The organism is Aeromonas sp. QDB25, from assembly GCF_027707725.1.
GTDB lineage: Bacteria > Pseudomonadota > Gammaproteobacteria > Enterobacterales > Aeromonadaceae > Aeromonas > Aeromonas caviae.
In genome coordinates, this window is the sequence record NZ_JAPCIZ010000036.1 from 20,321 (window position 1) to 44,386 (window position 24,066).

At 63.8% G+C, this 24,066-nt stretch carries 23 protein-coding genes; 9 read left to right on the plus strand and 14 right to left on the minus strand.

The genetic code is table 11. The features are described 5' to 3' along the window. Positions 1–47 precede the first annotated feature (47 nt). Positions 48–959 (plus strand): tRNA-modifying protein YgfZ, encoded by a 912-nt coding sequence (gene ygfZ, locus PG883_RS13570; RefSeq protein ID WP_201996499.1) that lies wholly within the window; start codon positions 48–50, stop codon positions 957–959. Between the two features lie 7 nt (positions 960–966). Here ygfZ and PG883_RS13575 read toward each other — a convergent pair whose 3' ends face one another. Then, positions 967–1,848 carry a LysR family transcriptional regulator gene (locus PG883_RS13575; protein ID WP_010675650.1) on the minus strand — a complete coding sequence of 294 codons (882 nt, stop codon included), beginning with the start codon at positions 1,846–1,848 and terminating at the stop codon, positions 967–969. A gap of 124 nt (positions 1,849–1,972) precedes the next feature. Between PG883_RS13575 and PG883_RS13580 the strand changes: the two genes are divergently transcribed. Further along, positions 1,973–2,410: a PACE efflux transporter gene (locus tag PG883_RS13580; RefSeq protein WP_039040541.1), complete on the plus strand. Its 438-nt coding sequence runs from the start codon at positions 1,973–1,975 to the stop codon at positions 2,408–2,410. A gap of 70 nt (positions 2,411–2,480) precedes the next feature. On the opposite strand, the gene PG883_RS13585 is transcribed toward PG883_RS13580, so the two are convergent. Beyond that, positions 2,481–2,822, minus strand: a complete 342-nt coding sequence (locus tag PG883_RS13585; RefSeq protein ID WP_162726114.1) for a hypothetical protein — start codon at positions 2,820–2,822, stop codon at positions 2,481–2,483. A 183-nt stretch (positions 2,823–3,005) separates the two neighbouring features. Between PG883_RS13585 and cutA the strand changes: the two genes are divergently transcribed. The 4 genes from cutA (at position 3,006) to PG883_RS13605 (ending at position 6,126) form a co-directional block, all read left to right on the plus strand. Continuing rightward, positions 3,006–3,323 (plus strand): divalent-cation tolerance protein CutA, encoded by a 318-nt coding sequence (gene cutA / locus PG883_RS13590; protein WP_010675653.1) that lies wholly within the window; start codon positions 3,006–3,008, stop codon positions 3,321–3,323. Next, the gene (locus PG883_RS13595) at positions 3,320–5,098 is read left to right on the plus strand and encodes a protein-disulfide reductase DsbD (protein ID WP_270807311.1); all 1,779 of its coding nucleotides are present in this window, start codon (positions 3,320–3,322) and stop codon (positions 5,096–5,098) included. The genes cutA and PG883_RS13595 overlap by 4 nt, the downstream gene beginning before the upstream one ends. 63 nt (positions 5,099–5,161) lie before the next feature. Continuing rightward, positions 5,162–5,614, plus strand: coding sequence for a GNAT family N-acetyltransferase (locus tag PG883_RS13600; RefSeq protein ID WP_270807312.1), 453 nt, complete (start codon positions 5,162–5,164; stop codon positions 5,612–5,614). Between the two features lie 86 nt (positions 5,615–5,700). After that, positions 5,701–6,126, plus strand: coding sequence for a hypothetical protein (locus PG883_RS13605; RefSeq protein ID WP_039040544.1), 426 nt, complete (start codon positions 5,701–5,703; stop codon positions 6,124–6,126). 19 nt (positions 6,127–6,145) lie between these two features. On the opposite strand, the gene PG883_RS13610 is transcribed toward PG883_RS13605, so the two are convergent. From PG883_RS13610 to PG883_RS13650, 9 genes are all read right to left on the minus strand, one after another. Continuing rightward, entirely contained in the window at positions 6,146–7,447 is a 1,302-nt protein-coding gene (locus PG883_RS13610) for an NAD(P)/FAD-dependent oxidoreductase (protein WP_270807313.1), read from the minus strand. Between the two features lie 153 nt (positions 7,448–7,600). Further along, positions 7,601–8,680, minus strand: coding sequence for a class II fructose-bisphosphate aldolase (gene fbaA / locus PG883_RS13615; protein WP_010675658.1), 1,080 nt, complete (start codon positions 8,678–8,680; stop codon positions 7,601–7,603). Between the two features lie 115 nt (positions 8,681–8,795). Then, complete coding sequence (locus PG883_RS13620) at positions 8,796–9,959, minus strand: phosphoglycerate kinase (RefSeq protein ID WP_010675659.1); 1,164 nt, start codon at positions 9,957–9,959, stop codon at positions 8,796–8,798. 66 nt (positions 9,960–10,025) lie between these two features. After that, complete coding sequence (epd, locus tag PG883_RS13625; RefSeq protein ID WP_041211676.1) at positions 10,026–11,036, minus strand: erythrose-4-phosphate dehydrogenase; 1,011 nt, start codon at positions 11,034–11,036, stop codon at positions 10,026–10,028. Between the two features lie 50 nt (positions 11,037–11,086). Next, positions 11,087–12,016: an ROK family protein gene (locus PG883_RS13630; RefSeq protein WP_113068976.1), complete on the minus strand. Its 930-nt coding sequence runs from the start codon at positions 12,014–12,016 to the stop codon at positions 11,087–11,089. A 151-nt stretch (positions 12,017–12,167) separates the two neighbouring features. Continuing rightward, complete coding sequence (gene hemE / locus PG883_RS13635; protein WP_263308299.1) at positions 12,168–13,235, minus strand: uroporphyrinogen decarboxylase; 1,068 nt, start codon at positions 13,233–13,235, stop codon at positions 12,168–12,170. Positions 13,236–13,374: 139 nt separating this feature from the next. Beyond that, the gene (gene nudC / locus PG883_RS13640) at positions 13,375–14,154 is read right to left on the minus strand and encodes an NAD(+) diphosphatase (protein WP_270807314.1); all 780 of its coding nucleotides are present in this window, start codon (positions 14,152–14,154) and stop codon (positions 13,375–13,377) included. 164 nt (positions 14,155–14,318) lie between these two features. Beyond that, positions 14,319–14,924 carry a TIGR04211 family SH3 domain-containing protein gene (locus tag PG883_RS13645; RefSeq protein ID WP_010675664.1) on the minus strand — a complete coding sequence of 202 codons (606 nt, stop codon included), beginning with the start codon at positions 14,922–14,924 and terminating at the stop codon, positions 14,319–14,321. Between the two features lie 152 nt (positions 14,925–15,076). Further along, positions 15,077–15,829: a potassium channel family protein gene (locus tag PG883_RS13650; protein ID WP_270807315.1), complete on the minus strand. Its 753-nt coding sequence runs from the start codon at positions 15,827–15,829 to the stop codon at positions 15,077–15,079. A gap of 100 nt (positions 15,830–15,929) precedes the next feature. On the opposite strand from PG883_RS13650, the gene PG883_RS13655 reads away from it, so the two are divergent. The 3 genes from PG883_RS13655 (at position 15,930) to glnE (ending at position 20,737) form a co-directional block, all read left to right on the plus strand. After that, positions 15,930–17,180, plus strand: coding sequence for a methyl-accepting chemotaxis protein (locus PG883_RS13655; protein WP_010675666.1), 1,251 nt, complete (start codon positions 15,930–15,932; stop codon positions 17,178–17,180). A 107-nt stretch (positions 17,181–17,287) separates the two neighbouring features. Next, positions 17,288–17,728, plus strand: a complete 441-nt coding sequence (locus PG883_RS13660; RefSeq protein ID WP_039040551.1) for a GNAT family N-acetyltransferase — start codon at positions 17,288–17,290, stop codon at positions 17,726–17,728. 135 nt (positions 17,729–17,863) lie between these two features. Then, a complete protein-coding gene (glnE, locus tag PG883_RS13665) occupies positions 17,864–20,737 on the plus strand; it encodes a bifunctional [glutamate--ammonia ligase]-adenylyl-L-tyrosine phosphorylase/[glutamate--ammonia-ligase] adenylyltransferase (RefSeq protein WP_048208431.1) in 2,874 nt (957 codons plus the stop codon). A gap of 56 nt (positions 20,738–20,793) precedes the next feature. On the opposite strand, the gene PG883_RS13670 is transcribed toward glnE, so the two are convergent. The 3 genes from PG883_RS13670 to PG883_RS13680 form a co-directional block, all read right to left on the minus strand. Beyond that, the gene (locus PG883_RS13670) at positions 20,794–21,528 is read right to left on the minus strand and encodes an SDR family oxidoreductase (RefSeq protein ID WP_043154840.1); all 735 of its coding nucleotides are present in this window, start codon (positions 21,526–21,528) and stop codon (positions 20,794–20,796) included. 139 nt (positions 21,529–21,667) lie between these two features. Beyond that, positions 21,668–23,824 carry an AsmA family protein gene (locus PG883_RS13675; RefSeq protein ID WP_270807316.1) on the minus strand — a complete coding sequence of 719 codons (2,157 nt, stop codon included), beginning with the start codon at positions 23,822–23,824 and terminating at the stop codon, positions 21,668–21,670. 140 nt (positions 23,825–23,964) lie between these two features. Continuing rightward, positions 23,965–24,066 (minus strand): transposase (locus tag PG883_RS13680; RefSeq protein WP_164882044.1); only part of this gene is annotated, 102 nt, incomplete at its 5' end.

The following is a 24,066-nucleotide window of genomic DNA, read 5'->3' on the forward strand; positions in this document are numbered from 1 at the left end:
CGTCTTTACCATGCAGGTCACATACTTTCTGTCTCTGGAATCCCATCGTGAGCCTGCCGACCCCTCTTCTTCCTGCCGAGCCGACCCTGTTTTCCCTGACCAATCTGGCCATCACCCGCCTCGGCGGCCCGGATCGCGCCAAGTATCTGCAAGGTCAGGTCACCTGCGATGTCAACGCCCTGCAACCGGGCCAGAGCACCCTCGGCGGCCACTGCGATCCCAAGGGCAAGCTGTGGAGCGATTTTCGCCTGCTCTGCCTGGAAGACAGCCTGCTGATGCTGACCAAGCCCTCGGTGCTGGCCCGCCAGCTGCCGGAGCTCAAGAAGTTTGCGATCTTTGCCAAGGTCGAGATCGGCGAGTTTCAGGGCAGCCTGGCCGGACTGGCCGGTCAGGGGACGGACGACTGGATGGCACAGCACTTCGCGCTGACCGGCACCGGCCTGGTGGAGGGCGGCATGGCAGTCAGGGTGGAGGCGGACCGCTGGCTGCTGGCGAGCACATCTCCGCTGGCCCTGAACCTGCCGGTGGGCGACGAAGGACTCTGGTGGGGGCTGGAAATCAAAGCCGGTCTCCCCCATCTGGAAGCTGTCCATCAGGGGGAATACATCCCCCAGATGCTGAACCTGCAAGCCCTTGATGGCATCAGCTTCAACAAGGGCTGCTACATGGGGCAGGAGACGGTGGCGCGCGCCAAGTATCGCGGCGCCAACAACCGCGCCCTCTTCGTGCTGAGCGGCACTGCCGCAACGCAGGTGGCCAGCGGTGACACCCTGGAGATCCAGCTCGGTGACAACTGGCGCCGCAGCGGTCTGGTGCTCAACGCCTGGCAGCAGCAGGGTCAGGTGTGGCTCACCGCCGTGCTGCCCAAGGATACCGAGGCCGACGCCCGCTTCCGCCTCAAGCTGGAAGAGGGCTCCAGCCTCGGTCTGCAACCCCTGCCCTATGCGTTGATCGACTGAATCCCCCCTAGCGAGGCACCCGCGCCAGCAGTGCCTCCTGCAACCAGCGCCCCGCCTGCCCGAGCGGGCGGGCGCGATACCACTGCAACTCCAGCGCAAGTTCCGCCTCGGCGATGAAGTCCGGCTTGAGCACCACCAGCTCCCCCCGCGCCAGGGGCCGGTGCAGCAGAAACTCGGGCACCGCCGCCCATCCCAGCCCCAGTTTCACCAGCTCCAGGATCCCGAGATCCCCCTCCACCCACCACACTTGCGCCGAGAGGCGGAAGCGATGACGCTCCGTCCCCTCCCGCCGTCCGGTCACCATCAACTGGCGAGCCCCTTGCAGGTCGCTCTCCTTCAACGGCGTCTTGTGGGCCAGGGGGTGATCCGGAGAGACCACCAGGGGCATGGTGACCGTCCCCAGGGAGCGGGAGACCAGCTCCCGCTCGGGGTGCGCCTTCTGATAGCTGATGCCGAGCTGGGCACGGCCGCTCTTGAGCAGCTCGGTCACGTCTTCCATCAGCGGAAACAGCAGCTCCAGCTCCACCGCCGGGTAACGGCTGGCAAACTCCTCCAGCAGGGAACCAAGCCAGGGCAGGTGGGAGTCATCGTCGATGGCCAGGGTGAGGCGCGACTCGACACCGTTGGCCAGCTCGCCGGCGATGGCCTGCAGTCGCTCGCTCTGGGCCAGCAGCACCCCCGCCTCCTGACAGATGCGGGCCCCCGCCTCGGTCAGCACGGGATAGCGGCCGCTGCGATCGAACAGCGCAAGGCCGAGATCGATCTCCAGGTTGGCGATGGCGGCACTCACCACCGACTGAGCCTTGCCCAGCCTGCGCGCCGCCGCCGAGAACGACCCGGTCTCGGCCGTCGCCAGCAATGCCTTGAAGTGTTCCAGTGAAGGGGTCATGAGCCTGCTCCGCCGTGCTGTTGTGTCGTCACATCTATCTATTTTAGCGATAGATACCAACGTGAATCTATCCGGTTTTGGCGATACATTGTCGCCATTCCCTGACCAAAGAGAGAGACAGACCATGCGTACGACCCGTGACCGCCTGCGCCACGCCATCGGCTTCGAATTGATTGGCCTGCTGATCGCCGCCCCGCTGGCCAGCTGGGTGACCGGCGTCGGGCTCAACCACATGGGCCCCCTGGCCCTGTTCTTCTCGGTGGTCGCCACCGTCTGGAACTATGTCTACAACATCGGGGTGGACAAGCTGCTGCTGCGCTATCAGGGCCACACCCACAAGGCGCTGTGGCAGCGGGTGCTGCACACCCTGGGGTTCGAGGGGGGCCTGCTGATCGTGGCCCTGCCGGTGATGTCCTGGTGGCTCGACATCGGCCTGCTGGAGGCGCTGGTGCTGGATATGGGCTTCGTGCTCTTCTACCTGGTCTATGCCTTCGTCTACAACTGGAGCTACGACAAGGTGTTCCCCATTCCCATGGGACAGGTGCAGAAGGCGCTGGGATAAGCGATTCGAGGGGTAAGGGCGAGGCACCATCATGCGATGGCATGATGGTGCTGAAGAGGGCCTCGCGGGGTCAGGCCTGGGCCTTGACCTCTTCCGGCGGGGTGTCGTCCTGCCTGGCTTCCTGGCGCATCATGGCTTCGAGGTCGCTCTGGTACTGGTTCAGCATGCGCTGGGCCGCCACCATGTCCCCCTTGTGCAGGCGCTCGAACAGATGATGCTGCACCACGCCGTTGAGGTACTCCACCGTGATGGGCTGCTCCAACGCCGACAACAGCTCCTCTTTTTCCAGCTCCGCATTGATCTCGTCGACACTGGTACGCAGCAGACCGGCCAGTTGCACCAGCATGCGGCGCTCCCCTTCACGCAACAGGCTCAACATGCGGTTTCTCTGCTGCTCATTCTGTTGGGTCATACATTTCCTTACGTAGAATTGGAACAAGCCCGCTCATTCTGCCCTGTCCTTTTCACAGCGTCCATCTCGGGCGCATGACTTATTCCGGGTGCGGGGGGCCGGGTGCTATTTGCCCCCCGGCCCGGTATAGTAACGGCTGATCCAGGGGGCCCGTGCGCCCCGTTGCCGAGACCGTCCATCCCTATGACCGACGCCATTCTGGTGCTCTGCACCTGCCCCGACGAGACCAGTGCAGACCGCCTCTGCGAGCAGCTGCTCGACCAGCGCCTCGCCGCCTGCATCAACCAGCTGCCCGGGGTCACCTCCGTCTATCGCTGGCAGGGCAAGACGGAACGAACCCGGGAGATCCAGCTCGTCATCAAGAGTCGGGCCGCTCTGTTCGAACCCCTGCGCCAGTGCATTCTCGCCCACCATCCCTACGAGGTACCGGAGATCCTGGCGCTCCCGGCAAGCCAGGGCCACCCTGCCTATCTCGACTGGTTGACACAGGAGACCTCATGACCGCCTCTCGCCCCCTCTCCTTCCTGCTGATGCTGCTGGGCCTGCTCTGCGTCCTGACGACGGCCCCCGCCCGGGCCAGCAGCCAGGATCTGCTCGGCAGCCTCGGCATCGAGACCCAGCCCAGATTCCTCAAGGTGGATCAGGCCTTCGCCCTCGAGAGCGAACAACAGGGTGATCGGCTGCTGCTCCGGATACGCATCGCCGACGGCTACTACCTCTATCGCCACAGCATCCGTGTGAAGGGAGAGAACCTCGCCTTCGACGAGCCCGTCCTGCCCCCCGGCACCGAGCACGAGGATGACTTCTTCGGCAAGAGCCGGGTCTATTACCAGGAGGTGCAGATCCCCGTGGCGCTGACCCGGGTCGGGGACGCGGCCAGCCTCACTCTGAGTTACCAGGGCTGCACCGAGGGACTCTGCTACCCACCCACCGACAAGCGGATCGCCGTCGAGCCCCTCGCCGCCCCCGCCCGGGCGGAAGCGCCGGCCCCCCTTCAGGCCACCGACGTGCCGGGCAGCCAGCAGGACAGGCTGGCGGCCGCCCTCGGCAGCCAGGGGTTCTGGATCAGCGTCGCCGCCTTCTTCGCCCTGGGTCTCGGCCTCGCCTTCACCCCCTGCGTCTTCCCCATGTATCCCATCCTGACCGGGATCATCGCCGGGGCAGGGCATCGCCTCTCCACCCGTCGCGCCTTCCTGCTCTCCTTCGTCTATGTGCAGGGGATGGCGGTCACCTATACCCTGCTCGGGCTCGTCGTCGCCTCGGCGGGCCTGCAATTCCAGGCGGCTCTGCAGCACCCCTATGTGCTCATCGGCCTCTCGGTGATGTTCGTGCTGCTCGCCCTCTCCATGTTCGGGCTCTACACCCTGCAACTGCCAAGCAGCCTGCAAACCCGTCTCTCGGGCTTCTCCAACCGCCAGCAGGGCGGATCCGTGGCCGGCGTCGCCATCATGGGCATGATCTCGGGACTGGTCTGCTCCCCCTGCACCACGGCGCCGCTCTCCGGGGCCCTTATCTACGTGGCCCAGAGTGGCGATCTCTGGCTCGGCGGTGCGGCCCTCTATGCCCTCTCCCTGGGCATGGGGCTGCCGCTGCTCTTGCTCGGCACCTCTGGCGGCAAGCTGCTGCCCAGGGCCGGCGCCTGGATGGATGTGATCAAGCAACTCTTCGGTTTTGCGCTGCTGGCGGTACCCATCCTGCTGCTCTCAAGGCTCCTGAGCGACCAGATGTCCACCCTGCTCTGGCTCGGCTGGGGGCTGGTGCTGTGCGGTTATCTCTATCACCACAACCAGCATCGCGCCCATTCGGTGGGCAAGAGCCTCGGCGGCTTCGTCCTGCTGCTGGCGATGATGGGTCTGGTGGTGGTGGGCAAGGATCTGCTGCTGCCACCCGAGGGGGCCAATGCCGCCGCCCAGACCCAGGCCCCCCGCTTCATTCGCATCAAGACCCTGGACGATCTCAAGGTGCAGCTTGTCGCCGCCCGCGGCAAGCCGGTGTTGCTGGACCTCTACGCCGACTGGTGCGTGGCCTGCAAGGAGTTCGAGCACAAGACCTTCAGCGACCCCGATGTGCAGGCGCGCTTCAGCGAGATGGTGCTGCTGCAGGCGGACGTCACCGCCAACGACGACGCCGACGTGGATCTGCTCAACGGCCTCAACGTGCTGGGATTGCCGACCCTCCTCTTCTTCGATCGCGATGGCAACGAGGTGAACGGCCAGCGGGTGACCGGCTTCATGGGGCCTGTCGAATTTCTCGGCCAGCTGGACAAGCTGCGCTAGATGGAGCTTCGGCGTCTGTCAGCGTTTCACCCAGAGCACAGGGGCTGGCTGGAGGAAGTTGTCATGGCAGCCCCAGCCTACAGCTGGCTGACCGAAAGCAAGGGGCCTGCCCCTGCGGATGCCGAAGAGATACTCAAGGTCTGTCCACCGGGGATGGGGCAAGAGGACAAGTTTGTGCTGGCCGTGCTGGAGGGGGAAGAATTGCTTGGCTGCGTCGATCTCATCCGTGGCTATCCCACGCCGGATACCGCCTATCTCGGTCTGCTGCTGTTGAAGGAGTGCAGGCAAGGCCGTGGCATCGGCAGCCAAGTCGTCATACGGCTCATGGAGATGGCGGCAAACTGGGGTTGCACCAACATGCGGCTCGGGGTCATAGAAACCAACCTGCCAGCCCTGCATTTTTGGACCAAGCACGGCTTCCAGCAAGTAGATCGCAAACAGATCGCCGGGTTCAGCGGCGATACCCTGGTCATGACCTGCATCGTTCGCCGTCCCCTTACCTCGGACCTGCCATAGACTGCTGATTTTTCTGGCTATCCCTTGTATCTGGCCCGTACCGTGGCAAACTTTGCCCCTCCTGTCTCGCATCATCCGGAGTTTTGATGAAAAAGTGGTTCATCCCCCTGCTGGCCCTCTGGCTTTATGGCTGCAACGCAGGTCCCGGTGAAGAGACCATCCAGAGCCAGGTCACCGCCAGGTTGCAGGCGGGCACAGATGCTGACCTGTTCGACATCCGCGACTTCGCCGTGCTCGGCAAGGAAGAGCGGATGGAGGGGGTCTATCTGGTCAAGGTGAGCTACCAGCTCCACTTCAAGCAGGGACTGGATCAGTTGCAGGTGCTGCACGACGAGGATCTCGTCTATGACAGGGTCGGCCCCTTCCAGCAGGAGATGGGGCTGATGGAGCTCGAGCGCAAATATGGCGACTTCGAGGCAGGCCAGGCCCTGGCGCAGGAGACCCAGGTCTGGATGATGAAGACGGAGCAGGGCTGGCGCCTGGCCGAGCCAGACGCGACGCAGCAGGGATAATCCCGAGCTCCCCCTCTCCCTAGAGCAGATCCTTCAGCCGATACCAGAGCATCCCGAGCGCCAGCAGCGGAGAGCGCAACGCCGGGCCACCCGGGAAGGTCATGTGGGGGACGCGGCTGAAGAGATCGAAGCCCCGGCTCTCCCCCTTGATCGCCTCCGCCACCAGCTTGCCCGCCATGTGGGTGGCATTGAGGCCATGGCCCGAATAGGCCTGGGCATAGAAGACGTTGGGATGCTGCTCGAGGCGGCCTATCTGGGGCAGCCGGTTGGCGCCTATGCCTATCATGCCCCCCCACTGGAACTCGATGGCGGTACCCGCGAGCTCGGGAAAGACCCGCAGCAGCTTGGGCAGCATGAAGGCCTTGATATCGCGGGGGTCACGGCCCGAGTAGTTGCAGGCCCCGCCAAACAGCAGGCGACCGTCCGCCGACAGCCGATAGTAGTCGAGCGCCACATTCTGATCGCACACCGCCATGTTCTGTGGCAGCAAACGCTGGCGCTGGCGCTTCTCCAGCACCTGGGTGGCGAGAATGTAGGAACCCGCCGGCAGCACCTTGCCCCCGAGATCGGGCTGGAGGTCGCCCAGGTAAGCGTTGCAGCCGATCACCAGGTAGTCCGCGCTGACCCGGCCGTGGGCCGTGGTCACCTCGACCCGCTCGCCGTAATCGATGTGGGTCACCCTTGAGTGTTCGAACAGGGAGACCCCGAGACTGGCTGCCGCACGCGCTTCGCCGAGGGCCAGGTTGAGAGGATGCAGGTGACCGGAGCCCATGTCGATCATCCCGCCGATATAGCGATCCGATCCGACCACGGTGTGCATTTCCTCCCGCGCCACCATTTTCAGTGCGTGCCGGTAACCCAGGCTCGCCAGGTGCTCGGCATCCTCCTCGAACCCCTTCAGGTGGCGCGCCTTGGTGGCGAGATCGCAATAGCCCCAGGTGAGATCGCACTCGATATTGAAACGCTCGACCCGCTCGCGCACCAGTTGCACCGCTTCGATCCCCATGAGATCCAGCTCCCGCACGCCCGCCTCGCCAATCCAGCGGGCAAACTGGCTGGTATCGTGGCCGATGCCGCGGATCAGCTGGCCGCCGTTGCGCCCCGACGCTCCCCAACCGATGCGGTTGGCCTCCAGCAGCACCACCTTGTAACCGGCATCGGCCAGGTTGATGGCGGTGTTGAGGCCAGTGAAACCGCCACCAATGACGCAGACGTCCGCATCCAGCTCACCACTGAGCTCGGGCCACTGCCGATGGTCGTTGCGAGTGGCCGCGTAATAGGAGGCCGTGTGTTCCTGATGTCCCTGTCTTCCTGTCTGCATGCTCAGCATCCTGCCTGGTTGCATTCGTTTACTAAATTAAACGGGTGTCATCGATAATACCCAGCCCCCCATCCCCAATCCAGCCCGTCAGGATCACAGAAATGCAAAAGGCGCCCCGAAGGGCGCCTTTTCATGCAATCAAGGTGCTGCGAATTACAGTACGTCGATGGCGTTCAGGTCGGAGAAGGCCTTCTCCAGACGCGCGATCATGGAAGTCTGACCGGCACGCAGCCATACGCGCGGATCGTAGAACTTCTTGTTCGGCTTGTCGGCACCTTCCGGGTTGCCCAGCTGGCCTTGCAGGTAGGCTTCGTTGGACTTGTAGAAGTTCAGCACGCCTTCCCAGGTCGCCCACTGGGTGTCGGTGTCGATGTTCATCTTCACCACGCCGTAGGAGATGGATTCGCGGATCTCTTCCAGGGTAGAGCCGGAGCCACCGTGGAACACGAAGTCCAGGGACTTGGCAGGCAGACCGAACTTCTCGGAGACGTACTTCTGGGAGTTGTCCAGGATCTTCGGAGTCAGCTTGACGTTACCCGGCTTGTACACACCGTGCACGTTGCCGAAGGAGGCAGCGATGGTGAAGCGCGGGCTGATCTTGGACAGACGCTCGTAGGCGTAGGCCACGTCTTCCGGCTGGGTGTACAGGGAGGATTGGTCCAGGTGGCTGTTGTCCACGCCGTCTTCTTCACCGCCGGTGCAGCCCAGTTCCAGCTCCAGAGTCATGTTCATCTTGGCCATGCGGGTCAGGTACTCGCAGCAGATGTCGATGTTCTCTTCCAGAGACTCTTCGGACAGATCCAGCATGTGGGAGGAGAACAGCGGCTTGCCGGTTTCGGCAAAGTGCTTCTCACCGGCATCCAGCAGACCGTCGATCCACGGCAGCAGCTTCTTGGCGGCGTGGTCGGTGTGCAGGATCACCGGTACACCGTAGGCTTCGGCAACGGCGTGCACGTGCTTGGCACCGGAGATGGCACCCAGGATGGCAGCTTGCTGGCCTTCCAGCTTCAGACCCTTGCCGGCGGTGAACACGGCACCACCGTTGGAGAACTGTACGATAACCGGGGCTTTGACCTTGGCAGCAGCTTCCAGCACGGCGTTCACGGAGTCGGTACCGACGCAGTTGACGGCCGGCAGAGCGAAGCCGTTTTCCTTGGCGATGGCGAATACTTTCTGAACGTCATCACCAGTGATCACGCCGGGTTTTACGAAGTCGAAAATTTTCTTAGACATGTTTAATCGTCCTGTCTCGTATGCCGTTAATAAAAAGTGGGGGGTTCATCATGAACCGGCACAGCGGCCACATGATAAACGAAACGGGAGGCTTTTGCCCCCCGTCCCGGGTCAATTAGGCTTTGGCGCGCTCTTCGAGAATCGCGACAGCCGGCAGTACCTTGCCTTCTACGAACTCCAGGAAGGCGCCGCCGCCGGTGGAGATGTAGGAGACCTTGTCGGCGATGCCGAACTTGTCGATGGCAGCCAGGGTGTCACCACCGCCAGCGATGGAGAAGGCCGGGGAAGCGGCGATGGCTTCGGCGATCACCTTGGTGCCTTCAGCGAACTGGTCGAACTCGAACACGCCGACCGGGCCGTTCCACAGGATGGTCTTGGCGTTCATGATGATGTCGGCCAGGGCCTTGGCGGAATCCGGACCGATGTCGAAGATCATGTCGCCGTCAGTCACGTCGGACACGGACTTGATGGTGGCCGGGGTGGATTCGGAGAATTCGCTACCCACAACCACGTCGGTGGTCACCGGAATGTTGGTTTCGGCAGCCAGCTTCTTGGCGGTGTCGATCAGGTCGTGCTCGCACAGGGACTTGCCGACGTTGTGACCGGCAGCAGCGATGAAGGTGTTGGCGATGCCACCACCGACCACCAGCTGGTCAGCGATCTTGGAGAGGGATTCCAGTACGGTCAGCTTGGTGGAGACCTTGGAGCCACCCACGATGGCAACCATGGGGCGCTCGGGCTTCAGCATGGCTTTGCCCAGGGCTTCCAGTTCACCAGCCAGCAGGGGGCCTGCACAGGCAACCGGCGCGAACTGGGCCACACCGTAGGTAGAACCTTCGGCGCGGTGAGCAGTACCGAACGCATCCATTACAAAGACGTCACACAGGGCGGCGTATTTTTTGGCCAGATCGATGGTGTTCTTCTTCTCGCCTTTGTTGAAGCGGCAGTTTTCCAGCACAACCAGCTCACCGGCGGCGACGTCTACGCCATCCAGGTAGTCTTTGGCCAGACGAACCGGGCAGGACAGTGCGTCTTTCAGATAGTTGACAACCGGAGCCAGGGAGAATTCTTCGTTGTATTCACCCTCGGTCGGACGACCCAGGTGGGAGGTGATCATCAGCTTGGCGCCCTTTTCCAGAGCCAGCTTGATGGTCGGCAGAGTCGCAACGATACGTGCATCGGAAGTGACCTTGCCGTCTTTTACCGGCACGTTCAGGTCAGCACGGATCAGAACGCGTTTGCCCGCCAGATCCAGGTCGGTCATCTTGATAACAGACATATTCAGTCCTCTATATATTTTCAGGTAATGTTAAAAAAACAGTAACCTTGCGCCCGGTGCAGACTTTCAGCCTGCGGCCATCATGGCCCGGGTGGTATCCAGCATGCGGTTGGCGAAGCCCCATTCGTTATCGCACCACATCAACATCTTGACGAGGTTGGCATCGCTGACCCGGGTCTGGGTACCATCAATGATGCAGGAGTGTGCATCATGATTAAAGTCTACGGAGACCAGTGGCTCTTCCGTGTAGTCCAGAATACCGTGTAATGTACCTCTGGATGCCCGTTGCAGGGCTTGATTTACGTCACTAACTGTCACTTTTTTACGAACAGTAATGCTCAGATCCATGGCGGTTACATTGATGGTGGGTACCCGCACCGCGATCGCCTCGAACTTGCCGGCGAAGTGGGGAAGGATACGTTCCAACCCCTTTGCCAGCTTGGTGTCCACCGGGATGATGGACTGGCTGGCTGCCCGGGTTCTGCGCAAGTCGCCGTGATAGGCATCGATGACTTGCTGATCGTGCATGGCCGAATGAATTGTCGTAATAGTACCACAATTTATCTCGAATTCTCGATGCAATGTTTCGATGACGGGGACCACGCAGTTGGTGGTGCAGGAGGCGTTGGAGACGATCCGCTCCCGCCCGGTCAGCACCTGGTGGTTAACCCCGTAGACGATGGTGGCGTCCACATCCGCGTCCGCCGGATGGGAGAAGAGCACCTTGCCCGCTCCCGCCCCCAGATGCAGCTCGGCATCGGCCCGGGAGCCGAACACCCCAGTGCAGTCCAGCACCACGTCCACCCCCAGCGCCCGCCACGGCAAGTTCGACGGATCCCGCTCGGCAAACAGGGCGATGAGATCCTCCCCCACCTGCATGCTGTTGCCCGCCAGTTGCACCGGATAGCGGAACCGGCCGTGGCTGGTGTCGAAGCGGGTCAGGTGTACCATGGCCTCGGGGGCCGCCAGCTCGTTGATGGCCACTATCTTGATGGTCTTGTCGCGGCCGCTCTCGTAGAGGGCCCGCAGCACGTTGCGGCCGATGCGGCCATAGCCGTTGATGGCAATCTTGATCATGGAAACGTTGTGTCCTTAGCTGCGACAAAGGGATGGGAGGAAGGGGCGACTCACGAGAGCAGTGCCTCGCGAAAGACGCCGCGGGCCAGCAGTGCGGCACCGAATACCCCGGCGCTGTCCCCCAGGGCCGGCGCTATCATGGGGGTGGCGAAACGGGGGTTGAACAGGAAGGGCAATACCGTTTCGCGCCCGGCGCGATAGAGGCTCTGCACATTGCCCACGCCGCCACCGATGACGATGACGTCCGGATCGAGAATATTGATCACGTTGGCGAGGGCCTGGCCGAACAGCAGGTGCAACCTATCCATGGTGAGCCTGGCGACGTGATCATGGGCACTGGCCGCAGCAATCTGGGCGAGCGAGAGACGGCGTTTGGTCCTGGCCTCGTACCAGGCCTCCAGCGCCGGGCCGCTGATGAGGGTTTCGACGCAGCCGCGCTTGCCGCAGTAGCACTCTGGCCCCTCCGGCAACAGGACGTTGTGCCCCCACTCCCCGGCGATGCCGTGGTGACCGTTGAGGATCTGGCCGTTGATGACGATGCCGGCCCCGACTCCGGTGCCCATGATGATGCCGAACACCACGCGTGCAGAGGGGTGATGCTGGCGCACCGCCCCCAGATGGGTTTCCGCCAGGGCGAAACAGTTGGCGTCGTTGGCGATGAGCACGGGGACGCCCAGCCTGCGCTCCAGATCTTCCTTGAGCGGCTTGCCGTTGAACTCGGTGGTATTGCTGTTTTTCAGCAGCCCGGTCTGGGGGTCCCGGGCCCCCGGCGTCCCCATGCCGATGAGTACAGGACGCTGACCGAGTTTGGCGGCACACTCGTCCACCAGTTTGGCGATCTGGCCCAGCATGTGCTGGTAGCCGCCGTGCCGTTCAGTGGGAATGCGGTGGCGCAGCAGCACCTCGTCGCCATCGAGCACCACGCACTCGCACTTGGTCCCGCCAAGGTCGATGCCCCAATCCCACACCCGCTTCTCCATCCAGCCTCCTGCCCCTCAACGACCCCATCCCGGCCACGACTGCCAACATGGGGGTGCAGTGTAACCCGAGCCGCGACCAGGATGCAGCCCCCTGTGTCACGGACAGCAAAACGGGGCCCGCAGGCCCCGTTCATCACGCTGTATGCCGCCCTCAGCGACCGTGGTATCGGGCGGAGAGCTCATGCACCGCGTTGACGAACACGCCGGCATGTTCCGGGTCCACATCCTGATGGATGCCGTGGCCCAGGTTGAAGACATGACCGTTGCCATGACCGAAACCGGCCAGAATGGTGGCGACCTCTTCGCGGATCCGCTCCGGGGTGGCGTAGAGCATGGAGGGGTCCATGTTGCCTTGCAGCGCCACCTTGTCGCCGACCCGGCGTTTGGCGTCGGCGATATCGGTGGTCCAGTCCAGCCCCAGGGCATCACAGCCGGTGGCTGCGATCTGCTCCAGCCACTGGCCGCCGTTCTTGGTGAACAGGGTGACCGGCACACGGCGGCCCTCATGTTCACGGATCAGGCCATCGACGATCTTGTGCATGTACTGCAGGGAGAAATCGCGGTAATCGCGCGGGGTGAGCACGCCGCCCCAGGTGTCGAATACCATGACCGCCTGGGCACCCGCCCTGATCTGGGCGTTGAGATAGCTAATCACGCTGTCTGCCAGCTTGTCGAGCAGCAGGTGCAGGGTCTGCGGCTCTGCATACATCATCTGCTTGATCTTGGTGAACGCCTTGGAGCTGCCCCCCTCCACCATGTAGGTGGCCAGGGTCCAGGGGCTTCCGGAGAAGCCGATGAGCGGCACGTCGCCCTTGAGCTCGCGGCGGATGGTGCGCACCGCATTCATCACGTAGCCGAGCTCGTCTTCCGGATCCGGGATGGGCAGGGCCTGCACGTCGGCCATGGAGGTGATCGGGCGCTCGAAGCGCGGGCCTTCCCCCTGTTCGAAGTAGAGGCCCAGCCCCATGGCATCGGGCACGGTCAGGATGTCGGAGAAGAGGATGGCGGCATCGAGTGGATAGCGGCGCAGGGGCTGCAAGGTGACTTCACAGGCCAGCTCGGCGTTGCGACACAGGGACATGAAATCCCCCGCAACGGCGCGGGTCGCCTTGTATTCCGGCAGATAACGGCCAGCCTGACGCATCATCCATACCGGGGTCATGTCCACTTCCTGGCGCAGCAGGGCACGCAGGTATCGATCGTTTTTCAGCTCTTTCATCCCAGTTCCTGAGTCATGTCACGCATAAAATGGCGGACATGATACCACTTTGTGCAAGGCTGAGGGCGACCCTGACGCCGCACATCGCCGCAGGAGTGCAAAGATGTGAGGGGGCGCATACAAGCGCCCCCGTTTTCCCTCAACGCGCCTCGGCGAGGCACTGTTCGATGAGCCGGCGCGCTATGGTGCCATGAGGGGGCAAGCGCGGCAGCCGGTCAGCCTCAAAGAAGCCTGCCGCCACCAGTTCGTCATCCTGCACCCGGATCTCGCCGTTCTCATAGTCGGCGGTGAAGCCCATCATCAGGCTGTGGGGGAAGGGCCAGGGCTGGCTCGCCACGTAACGCACATTGGCCACCCGGATGCCGCTCTCCTCGAACACCTCCCGCGCCACACATTGCTCCAGATTCTCCCCTGCCTCCACGAAGCCGGCCAGCACGGTATACATGGGATCATCCGCCTGATAGTGACGGCGGTGGGCTGCCAGCAAGATGGCCGGCCCCTTGCGCACCGCGACGATGATGCAGGGGGAGATGCGCGGATAGACGACATGGCCGTGATGACACCCCTGGGCCCACTCTCCTTCCCTCGGGGTCATGGGGGCGCCGCACTCACCGCAGAAACGATGGGTACGGCGAAAAGTGGCGAGCTGCCAGGCCCGTCCTGCGAGGCGAAAGCCCTCTTCGTCCCCCGCCACCATGAGCTGGCGCAGCGGGGCCATGGCCCCGGTCTCCGCCTCGCCCCCCAGATCCAGCAGATGGCAAGGCAGGCCGCCCCACTCGTCGAAGCGCTCGAAGGGGGCGGTGTGCAGATGGGTGGGCAAAACGGCGCGGGGCCCTTGTGGAATGCGCCCCTGTTCATCCAGCAGGACGAGGTGATCGCCCCCCAGCACGAACCAGACGGCCTGTTCAGTTGATGACATATGATGAAGGCTCTTGTTGAGAATGCGCGCGGCACAGGATCGTTCGCCTCATCTTACGAGCGGGAAGGGCCGATGGCGACCCCCGACATGGCCCTCTTCTCGCCAGGCACGCCATGAAAAAAGGTCGCCTCTGGCGACCTTTCATCCTGTTGACCGCCGGGCGATCAGTTCATCCAGCGCTCGCTGCTCTTGCGACGGCGCGGGAGCATGGGCAGGAGGATCCCGAGCAGGATGCCGCCCCCCACCATGGCACCACCGCGGATGAACCAGTCCATCTGCATGTCGTGCTCACGGTTGTCATAGCTCTGGGTCAGGGCGTCGTTCTGTTCCTTGAGGCTGCTCATCTCGGCGCTCTGGCTGTCCAGACGGGCTTTGAGGCTGGCGATCTCCTTGCTCTGCTCGGCGATCTTGCCATCCTTCTCGGCGAAGCGTTTCTCGTTGTCGCCATTGAGGTTCAGCAGACGGGCCTTGGCTTCGTCCAGCTCTTTCTGAACCTGGGGAAGGCGTTCACGCAGGCTGATCTCTCCCTGCAGCTCGCTGTTCTTGATCCAGCCCTCGCGGCCACGACCGTCCACCACCTGGGTGAATCCGGCCTCCTGGTTCACCGCCTTGACCTCCAGCGGCTCACCGGCCTTGACGCTGCCGAGGATCCGGTACTGGGTACCCGGACCGTTGTGGATATAGGTAAAGATGTTGTCTGAAACATAGCGGGTATCGGCCAGTGCCTGTTGGGCACACAAGCAGATCAGGATCCCGAGAAGGGCGCGCATGGTCGATCGATTCTCTTCGTTGGATTAGGTTGCAGGCCGAATGTTAAGCCGCCTGCGGGTCAAAGGACAAGCAAAGAAAAGCGCCATCTCCCCGAGTGAGAGCTGTCTCGCAGCGCCGCCGGTTTGCCACGCGACCATTCCAGACGTCGTACCTACTTCTGTTTCAGCGCCTGCACCTCGGCGCGCAGGGCCTTGAGCTCTTTGAGCAGTTGCGCCTGCTGTTCGCTCTGCTGGCGTCGCCACACCGCGGTGTCGTCGTTGGTCTTGCCGGGATGGACGAACAGGCTGGCCATGAAGCCGCTGAGGGCGCCAAACAACCCCACGCCAAAGAGGATCAGCAGGCTGGCGACGAAGCGCCCCTCCTCCGTCTTGGGCACCAGATCCCCGTACCCCACGGTAGAGAGGGTCACCAGCGTCCACCAGAAGGCATCGTAAGGAGTCTGGATCAGGCTGCCGGGTTGCCCCGTTTCCAGCCAGTACATGACGCCGGAGCCGACCCCCAGCAACAGGAAGAAGAGGAAGAGAATGCCGGAGAGGGTGGTTTCGTTGCGTTCACGACGGAACATGGCCAGCAGATCCGGTCTGTCCCGGAGCAACTGGTAAACCCGCCACAGCTGGATGAGCCGCGCCCAGCGCAGTTGTTCCACCATGGGCAGGCTGCCGGGCAGATAGAACCAGTTGCTCTTGAAGAAGGCCATCCTGTCGGAGGCGCGCGCCCAGCCATAGGCGAAGTGAGCGAGGAAGAAGTAGCTGATCAGGCTGTCGACATCATAAAAGAGCTGCAAAGTTTGGGGGCTCAGTTCACCGTGCCCCAGCCAGCGAGCAGCCACCAGGCAAACCGAAATCACGGAGAGAAACCCCATCAGCAGATCCATGGTACGCAAATGAGTTAAGTGATGTCGCATACATTTTCCAACTTTAAGCACGGTGCAAATTAATAAAAAGGAAGATAATGCCGATAGCTATGACGGCAAAGGAATAATGGACGTTGAAAGGAGAAAAATTATGCAGTTGAACCCGCTGGAGAGGCGCATGAGCAACATCCGACTGGTGCCCAAGGTGGTGCTGCTCATGGTGTTCAGCACCCTGCTGCTGCTGGCCAAACTCTGGTTCGATGCCAGCAACCTGGAAGCGACCCTGCTCAGCGAGGGCATTGATGCCGCCATGGCCAACACCATCGCCGATCGCCTGCTCTGGACCGGGCTGGTGGAGACGGCGCTCATGGGGGTCGTCTTCGTGGTGCTGCTGCTCACCGGCTCCCGCCTCATGGTCAAGCAGGTCCACTACCTGGTGGGGCTGCTGGAGCGTTTCGCCAACAAGGATCTCAGCCACAGCGTGCTGCTCAAGTCCCGGGACGAGTTCGGCGACATCGCCAAGGCGGTGGCCCACTCCCAGGAGAACCTCAAGGAGGTGTTCGGGACCCAGCGTGCAGCCTGCAAGGAGCTCAACGAGATCGCCTCCCAGGTGACTCTCTGCATGGATGAGGCGAACGAGGCCATCAACGAGGAGTTCACCCAGATTGAGCAGCTTGCCAGCGCCATGAGCCAGATGGTAGGTGCCATTCGAGAAGTGGCCAACCACGCGGAGCAGGCGTCCCACGCCACCGCCGAAACCAGCCAGCTGGCCGAGGAGGGCAGCCGCTGCGTGGCGGCTACCGTCAACACCATCGACACTCTCTCCGGCAACATCCAGCGCTCCTCCACCGTGGTCAACGAAGTGGAGCACGGGGTCGATCGCATCGGCTCCGTGGTGGACACCATCCGCAGCATCTCCGAGCAGACCAACCTGCTGGCCCTGAACGCCGCCATCGAGGCCGCCCGCGCCGGTGAGGCGGGTCGCGGTTTTGCAGTGGTCGCCTCCGAGGTGCGCGAACTCGCGAACCGTGCCCAGGCGGCCACCGTCGAGATCCAGAAGATGATCGAGCAGCTTCAGGGCAACGCCCGCCAGGCCGTCGGCCTGATGGCCGAGAGCGTGCAGCAGGCGGACAAGGGGGTGGAGCAGGTGACCCAGGCAGGTACCCAGCTCGACACCATAGTGCAACGGGTGCAGGGAGTGGCCGACATGAACCGCCAGATCGCCGCCGCCTCCGAGCAGCAGAGCTCGGTCGCCGAGGAGATGAATGCCAACCTGGAGCAGGTCAAACAGGTGGTGGAAGGCTCCGTCGTGGTGCTGCGGGAGCTGAAAGATGCCTCCGAACTGGTGGAACACCACAGCCAGACGCTGGACAGCCATATCCAGGCCTTCAAGCTGGCCTGATGCTGGCGCCCATCGTCAAACCTTCAGGCTGGCCTGAGGTCGTGATTTGAGTACACTGGAAGGCCCCCTTAGGGGCCTTTCTTTTTTCATCACGGCAAGGAGCCAGGATGCAGACCACAGAACCTGCGCTTGAGATAAGCGACGACAAGGGGCGCCTCGACGTCCCGCTCATTCACCGTTTCCTCAGTGAAGAGGCCTACTGGTGCCTCGGCATTCCCCTCGCTACCCTGCAGCGGGCCATCAACCACTCCCTGTGCTTCGGAGCCTATCTCGACGGCCAGCAGGTCGCCTTCGCCCGGGTCATCACCGACAAGGCCACCTTCGGTTATCTCGCCGACGTCTTCGTGCTGCCCGAACATCGCGGGCGCGGTCACAGCAAGGCCCTGGTGGCCGCCATCCTCGCCCACCCGGAGCTGCAAGGGCTGCGCCGTCTCTCCCTCGCCACCTCCGATGCCCACGGCCTCTACGCCGGTTTCGGTTTTGTGCCGCCGAGAAGCCCCGGCAGCCTGATGGAAATCTACGACCCCGAGATCTACCGGCGTCCCTGAGCCCGGCCGATCGCCAGATCCGTCGCCGGATCACCTTCCGGGCAGCGGCGCTGTGACGCCAGCGCCCGGGAGTGCTAGATTGGCAGCCGGCATTTCACTCTCCCTGCAGACTCGTCAACCACAAGGATGGCAACCGTGGCCCAGCACTCTCCCTCTTTCTCCGCCTTCTCTCCCTTGCTGCAGGAGCAGGCCCTGCGCCACTGGCAGCGGCTGCTCGCTCTGGCGCCCCAGTATGACGCACTGCCCGAGCCCACCCGCCAGACTCTGCTGACCCTGCTCGGCCTCTCCGACTTTGTCGCCGACTCCCTCATCAAGCAGCCGGGGCTGCTGGCCGAGACCCTGGCATCGGACGCACTGACCCGGGCCGAGCGCTGGCCCGCCTATGAACCTGAGCTCGCAGCCCTGCTCGCCGAGGTCGCGGACGAGGAGGCGCTCAAGCGCATCCTGCGCCAGTTCCGCCGCAGCCGCATGCTGGTGATCGCCTGGCGCGAGCTGCTCGGGGAGTCCGAGGTCGAAGAGAGCTTCATCCATCTCACCAAGCTGGCGGATGCCCTCATCTGTGGTGCCCGCGACTGGCTCTATGCCAAACAGTGCAGCGAGCTGGGCACCCCGATGGACGGCGATGGCAACCCCCAGCCGCTGCTCATCCTCGGGATGGGCAAGCTCGGCGGCGGCGAGCTCAACTTCTCCTCGGACATCGACCTTATCTTCACCTTCCCCGAGAACGGCTACACCGTTGGCGGTCGGCGGGAGCTCGCCAACCAGCAGTTCTTCATCAAGCTGGGGCAGCGTCTCATCAACGCCCTCCACCAGCCCACCCAGGATGGTCAGGTGTTCCGGGTCGACATGCGGCTGCGTCCCTTTGGCGATGCGGGGCCGCTCGCCATCTCCTTCGCCGCCATGGAGGACTACTACCAGCATCACGGCCGCAACTGGGAACGCTACGCCATGGTCAAGGCGCGGGTGCTGGGCCCCCAGTGCGAACACGCCATGGCCCTGACCGAACTGCTGCGCCCCTTCGTGTTCCGCCGCTATATCGACTTCGGCGTCATCGACGGCCTGCGCCAGATGAAGGCGATGATCGCCGCCGAGGTGCGCCGCAAGGGACTGGAGGGCAACATCAAGCTGGGGGCCGGGGGCATTCGCGAGGTGGAGTTCATCGCCCAGGCGCTGCAACTCATCCGTGGCGGGCGCGAGCCCGCCCTGCGGGTACGCCACCTGCCCGAGGCGCTGGCCGCCATCGCCCAGGGGGGTGCCCTGGAGGGGAGCCAGTGCGAACGCCTGCTCACCGCCTATCGCTTCCTGCGCCGGGTGGAAAACATCTTGCAGGAGATCGGCGATCAGCAGACCCAGACTCTGCCCACCGAGGATCGGGATCGCCAGCGGCTCATCGCCACCCTTGGCTTTACCGACTGGGACGCCTTCATGGCCCACCTCGATGAGGAGATGGCCGCCGTCCATCAGGAGTTCGTCGCCGTGGTGGGGGAAGAGAAGGAGGCCCCCGCCCACCTGGAACAGCTCTGGCTCGATCTCTGGCGCACCGAGCTCGACGCCGCCGAGCTGGAAAAACTGCTGACCACGCAGGGAGTGGTGGAGCCCGCCCCCCTCTGCGCCGCTCTGCTGCGTTTCAAGGAGGAGTACAAGCGCCGTCAGGTAGGGCCCCAGGGGCGCATCGCCCTGGACTGGCTGATGCCGGAGCTGCTGCGGCTGGTGGTGGCGAGCCGCGAGCCCGCCCGCCTGTTCGAGCGGGTCTGCACCCTGCTGACCCGCATCTTCACCCGCAGCGCCTATCTGCAACTGCTGGCGGAAAACCCCGCCGCCCTGCGCCAGCTGGTGCGCCTGTGTGACGAGAGCAACCTGGTGAGCGAGCAGCTGGCCCGCTACCCCATCCTGCTGGACGAGCTGCTGGATCCCCAACACCTCTACCACCCCACCCCGCTGGATCAGTACAAGCCCCAGCTGCGCCAGTTCCTGCTGCGCATCCCCGAGGAGGACGTGGAGCAGCAGATGGAGGCGCTGCGCCAGTTCAAGCAGGTGCAGCTCCTGCGCATCGTCGCCGCCGACATCGCCGGCGCCCTGCCGCTGATGAAGGTGAGCGACCACCTCACCTGGCTGGCGGAGGCGATCACCGAGGAGGTGGTCAATCAGGCGTGGGCCCAGATGAGCGAACGCTACGGGGTGCCGCCCGAGGTGGCGGTGAGCGGCCAGCGCGGCTTTGCGGTGGTGGCCTACGGCAAGCTGGGGGGCATCGAACTCGGCTACGGCTCGGATCTCGATCTGGTGTTCCTGCACGGCGGCGACCCCAATAGTTACACCGATGGCCGCAAGCCCATCGACAGCCGCCAGTTCTACCTGCGCCTGGCCCAGCGGATCCTGCATCTGTTCAGCACCCGCACTCCGTCCGGCATCCTCTACGAGATCGACATGCGGCTGCGCCCCTCCGGCGACTCAGGCCTGCTGGTCTCATCGCTGTCGGCCTATGAGCAGTACCAGCAGCAGGAAGCCTGGACCTGGGAGCATCAGGCTCTGGTGCGAGCCCGTCCCATCTATGGCGATGATGCCGTGGTCGCCGAATTTGCCCGCATCCGCCGCGACGTGCTGGCCAAGGAGCGGGATCTGCCCACCCTGGCCCGCGAAGTGCGGGAGATGCGCCAGAAGATGCGGGATCACCTGCTCAAGGCGGGAGAGGGAGAGTTCGATCTCAAGCAGTCCCCCGGCGGCATGGTGGACATCGAGTTCATCGCCCAGTACCTGGTGCTGGCCCACGCCTGCGGTGAGCCGGACGCCCTCACCCGCTGGTCAGACAATGTGCGCATCTTCGATGAGTGCGTGATGGCGGGGGTACTCACACTGGAGCAGGCTGAGGGGCTCAAGCAGGCCTATCTGGAGATCCGCAACCTCGGCCATCGCCTCAACCTCTCGGAGATCTCCCGCAAGGTGGGGGACGATCAGTTGCCGCGAGAGCGGGGCCATGTGCTGGCGGTCTGGCAACAGCTGCTGGGAGAATAAGCAGAAGGGGCGCCATGGCGCCCCTTCTCGTTGACGAAAGGCTTGTTGAAGATGACCTAGCGCCCGCCCGCCACATCGATAAAGGTGCCGGTGGCATAGGAGGCCTCGTCCGACAGCAGCCAGGCGATGGCGGTCGCCACCTCACGGGGTTCGCCGCCCCGTTGCAGCGGAATGGCCCCCTTGATCCTGTCCACCCGGCCGGGCTCGCCGCCGTCGGCATGCATGTCGGTGTAGATGAAACCCGGACGCACCCCGTTGACCCGGATCCCCTGGGCCGCCAGCTCCAGCGACAAGCCTCTGGTCAGCACGTCGACGGCCCCCTTAGCGGCGGCATAATCCACGTACTCCCCGGGGGAGCCCAGCCGGGCGGCGGCGGAAGAGACGTTGACGATGGCGCCCCCCGCCGTCATGCGGCGCACCGCCTCGCGGCAGCAGAGAAAGCAGCTGGTGACATTGGTGGTCAGAGTCTGGTTGATGCGCTCTGCGCTCATCTCCAGCACCCGCATCTGGGGCTGCAACCTGCCGGCGTTGTTCACCAGGTGGGTAACGGGGCCGAGCCTCGCGTCCATCTCCTCGAACAGGCGCACCACCTCGGCCTCCACGCTGACATCGGCCTGCACCGCGATGCACTCGACCGGATGGGTGGCCAGGATCTCGGCCACCACCGCCTCGGCGGACGCCCTGTCCTGACGATAATTGAGACAGAGATGGTAACCCTGCGCCGCCAGATAGCGGGCTGTCGCGGCCCCGATACCTCTGCCGCCGCCGGTGATCAGCACCCGTTTGTTCATGAACCCTCCTGGTTCCCGGTTTCGAAGACTGTTTCGCATAGTACCTCATGTTGCCGACCACACCTCGTCCCGTGACGCCCGGCACCACAACAAAGAGCCCGCACGGGGCGGGCTCTTGATGACAACAACGGGAGGCTGGCTATTTGAACAGGCCCTTGAGCAGCTGGTCCGCCACCCCTTTCACCCCTTCGTTGTCGGCCTTGTCACCCAGCAGCTTCTTGAGACCGCGCTCGGCCTCCTTGCGGGCCTTCTCCTCCAGCACCTTGTTGTTGCTGAGCAGCTCCTTCACGTCGAGCTTGTAGCTCGGCGCCTGCCAGTGGCCGCCGATGCGCACCGGTATGGTGATGTCCTTGAGCTCATCCACCGTCTTGCCCCCCTGCCCCTTGCTGCTCTCCACCACGGAGGTGAGGAACAGGAAGTCGAGGGTCTCCGGCACCAGGGCGGTCTGGCCCTGCCCCTTCACCCGCAGGGCGGGGGCAAAGAGCTGGATGTCATCGCTCCTGGCAATCCCGTTGGCAATCTGGAAGCTGGCGGTGAGGGCGCTGAAGTCGGTCTTGCGCACCTCCTTCACCTGATCCGCCCCCTTGCCGGTCAGGGTGGCCCGCGCCTCGCGGATCATCTCCGCCAGGTTGATGCCGTGCAGGGCGCCATCGCTCAACTTGAGGTTCACCTTGCCCTGCATCCGGCTGCGCAGCGCCTGCTCGGAAAGACCGCTACCCTGCGCCTCGACCTCCAGATCCCCCTTGCCCTCCAGCAGATCGGTCTGGGCCAGGGTCTGCAGCAGGGGCCGCACATCGACCCCCTGCACCCGCTTGTGCACCTGATAGCGGGCCGGCTGCTGACGGGCATCGAGCACGCCGCTGGCGGTCACCTGGCCGCCGGCCACCCCGGCGCTGAACTGCTTGAGGGTGAGCTGACCACCCGCCAGGGCCAGTTGCAGATCCACGGCGCTGAGATCCAGCCCCTTGAGGCGCAGGCTGCCCAGTTGCAGGCGGCCAGCCAGGTCCACCGCCTTGAGGGCGGTCAGATCAGGCTCTACCGTGGAGAGCGCCCTGTTGGCGGGCGCCGCAGCCTGCTCCTTTGCTCCGGCCGGTGCAGCCGCTCCCGAGGTGGCCGCAGCGGACGCCGTCCTGGCTGGCTGACCCAGCCAACTGTCCAGGTCGAGCTTGTCCCCCTTGAGGTCAAAGTCCACTTTGGGTACGGCCCCCAGACGAACGGCGCCGCTGCCGCTCAGCAGGGCGTCATCCACCCCCATCACCAGGTTGCTGAGGGTGACAGCCTGTTTGCCCAGCTCGGCGCGGGCAAAGCCCGCCAGCTTCACCTGCATCTGCGGGCGCGGCAGGGCGTCGCCGCTCAGCTTGGCGGCCAGCACGGCATCCGATATCTCCAGCAGTTGCCGGTTTTCATCGAGGCGCGCCTTGAGGGTCCCCTCCAGCGTACCGGCCAGGGTCGGCTTGTCCGCCGCCCCCTGTGCCCCGCCGAGGCTAAGGCTCAGACTGCTCCACTCCCCCAATGCCAGCCGATCGGCCTTGAGGGTGAAGGCATCGAGCCGCTGGGTCGGTTCGCTCAGGCTCCCCGCCAGTGCGACGTCTTTCAGCTCGCTGCGGCTGGCATCGGACGCCAGCTTGAGCTGGGCCGACCCCTTGAGATCAAACGCCAGCTCACCCTGGGCCCCCTTGGCGGCCAGAGTCACCGGTACCCATTGATCGACCGCCAGCTGGCCCAGGTTCAGGTCCAGCTGTTCGAGACGAGAGACTGTGCCGTTGCGATCGTCCTGCACCAGGGCGCTGGCCTGTTGCAGCTCCACTCCTTGCAGGCTGATCTGCCAGGGCTGCTTGTCATTGGCGGGTGGGGGCGTCGTTGCGGCAGGCTCGGAGGTCGCTTCCCCCTTAGGCTCGGCGGAGGCCTTGAGCAGGTCACTCAGGTTGGAGCTGCCGTCAGCCCTGGTCTGGATAAACAGATGGGCGCCGCTCAGGGTCACCTTGCCTATCTCAAGCTTGTGGGAGAGCAGGGGCAGCAGGCCCACCGAGGCCTCCCCGCGCGTGAAGCGCACCAGGTCGGGCTCGGCAAAGCCGGCGGGGTTGCGCAGCGCCACCTTCTCGAGGGAGAGGCCCAGGCTTGGCCAGAAACGCCAGCCGATATCCCCTTGTATCACCAGCTCGCGGCCGGTGCTCTTGCGCACTTGTTCCACCAGCTGGGGTTTGAACTGATTGGGATCGATGAGGGACACCAGGGCGGCGATGGCCACCACGGCCGCCAGCGCCAACCCCAGCAGGATGTAGATGATCTTCTTCACGATGGACTCCTTGAATGCGGATCTTGTGGCTGACTATACCACCGGGGGGATGACAGATGGGGCCCGTCTGCCAAAACGGGCCAGCGGCGAGACAGGGATGGTCGCAGGCCCACGTTCAAACACGCGGCAATAAAAAGGGTTCATCGCGGCTTTCCGGGGAAGGCCGCCTTGATTTTCAGAAAAAAGTATTCTGAGTCCCTAAATCCATATGCCATGCGCTTTATCACTTTGATCTTGTTGTT

Coding starts and splice junctions, on each gene's coding strand:
- cutA (WP_010675653.1), top strand. CDS start 3,006: ATGACCGACGCCATTCTGGTGCTCTGCACCTGCCCCGACGAGACCAGT.
- PG883_RS13660 (WP_039040551.1), top strand. CDS start 17,288: ATGCAGACCACAGAACCTGCGCTTGAGATAAGCGACGACAAGGGGCGC.
- PG883_RS13630 (WP_113068976.1), bottom strand. CDS start 12,016: ATGGAGAAGCGGGTGTGGGATTGGGGCATCGACCTTGGCGGGACCAAG.
- PG883_RS13575 (WP_010675650.1), bottom strand. CDS start 1,848: ATGACCCCTTCACTGGAACACTTCAAGGCATTGCTGGCGACGGCCGAG.
- PG883_RS13585 (WP_162726114.1), bottom strand. CDS start 2,822: ATGACCCAACAGAATGAGCAGCAGAGAAACCGCATGTTGAGCCTGTTG.
- PG883_RS13670 (WP_043154840.1), bottom strand. CDS start 21,528: ATGAACAAACGGGTGCTGATCACCGGCGGCGGCAGAGGTATCGGGGCC.
- PG883_RS13650 (WP_270807315.1), bottom strand. CDS start 15,829: ATGCGACATCACTTAACTCATTTGCGTACCATGGATCTGCTGATGGGG.
- PG883_RS13620 (WP_010675659.1), bottom strand. CDS start 9,959: ATGTCTGTTATCAAGATGACCGACCTGGATCTGGCGGGCAAACGCGTT.
- PG883_RS13595 (WP_270807311.1), top strand. CDS start 3,320: ATGACCGCCTCTCGCCCCCTCTCCTTCCTGCTGATGCTGCTGGGCCTG.
- PG883_RS13600 (WP_270807312.1), top strand. CDS start 5,162: ATGGCAGCCCCAGCCTACAGCTGGCTGACCGAAAGCAAGGGGCCTGCC.
- PG883_RS13610 (WP_270807313.1), bottom strand. CDS start 7,447: ATGCAGACAGGAAGACAGGGACATCAGGAACACACGGCCTCCTATTAC.
- fbaA (WP_010675658.1), bottom strand. CDS start 8,680: ATGTCTAAGAAAATTTTCGACTTCGTAAAACCCGGCGTGATCACTGGT.
- epd (WP_041211676.1), bottom strand. CDS start 11,036: ATGATCAAGATTGCCATCAACGGCTATGGCCGCATCGGCCGCAACGTG.
- nudC (WP_270807314.1), bottom strand. CDS start 14,154: ATGTCATCAACTGAACAGGCCGTCTGGTTCGTGCTGGGGGGCGATCAC.
- PG883_RS13605 (WP_039040544.1), top strand. CDS start 5,701: ATGAAAAAGTGGTTCATCCCCCTGCTGGCCCTCTGGCTTTATGGCTGC.
- PG883_RS13655 (WP_010675666.1), top strand. CDS start 15,930: ATGCAGTTGAACCCGCTGGAGAGGCGCATGAGCAACATCCGACTGGTG.
- hemE (WP_263308299.1), bottom strand. CDS start 13,235: ATGAAAGAGCTGAAAAACGATCGATACCTGCGTGCCCTGCTGCGCCAG.
- PG883_RS13645 (WP_010675664.1), bottom strand. CDS start 14,924: ATGCGCGCCCTTCTCGGGATCCTGATCTGCTTGTGTGCCCAACAGGCA.
- PG883_RS13580 (WP_039040541.1), top strand. CDS start 1,973: ATGCGTACGACCCGTGACCGCCTGCGCCACGCCATCGGCTTCGAATTG.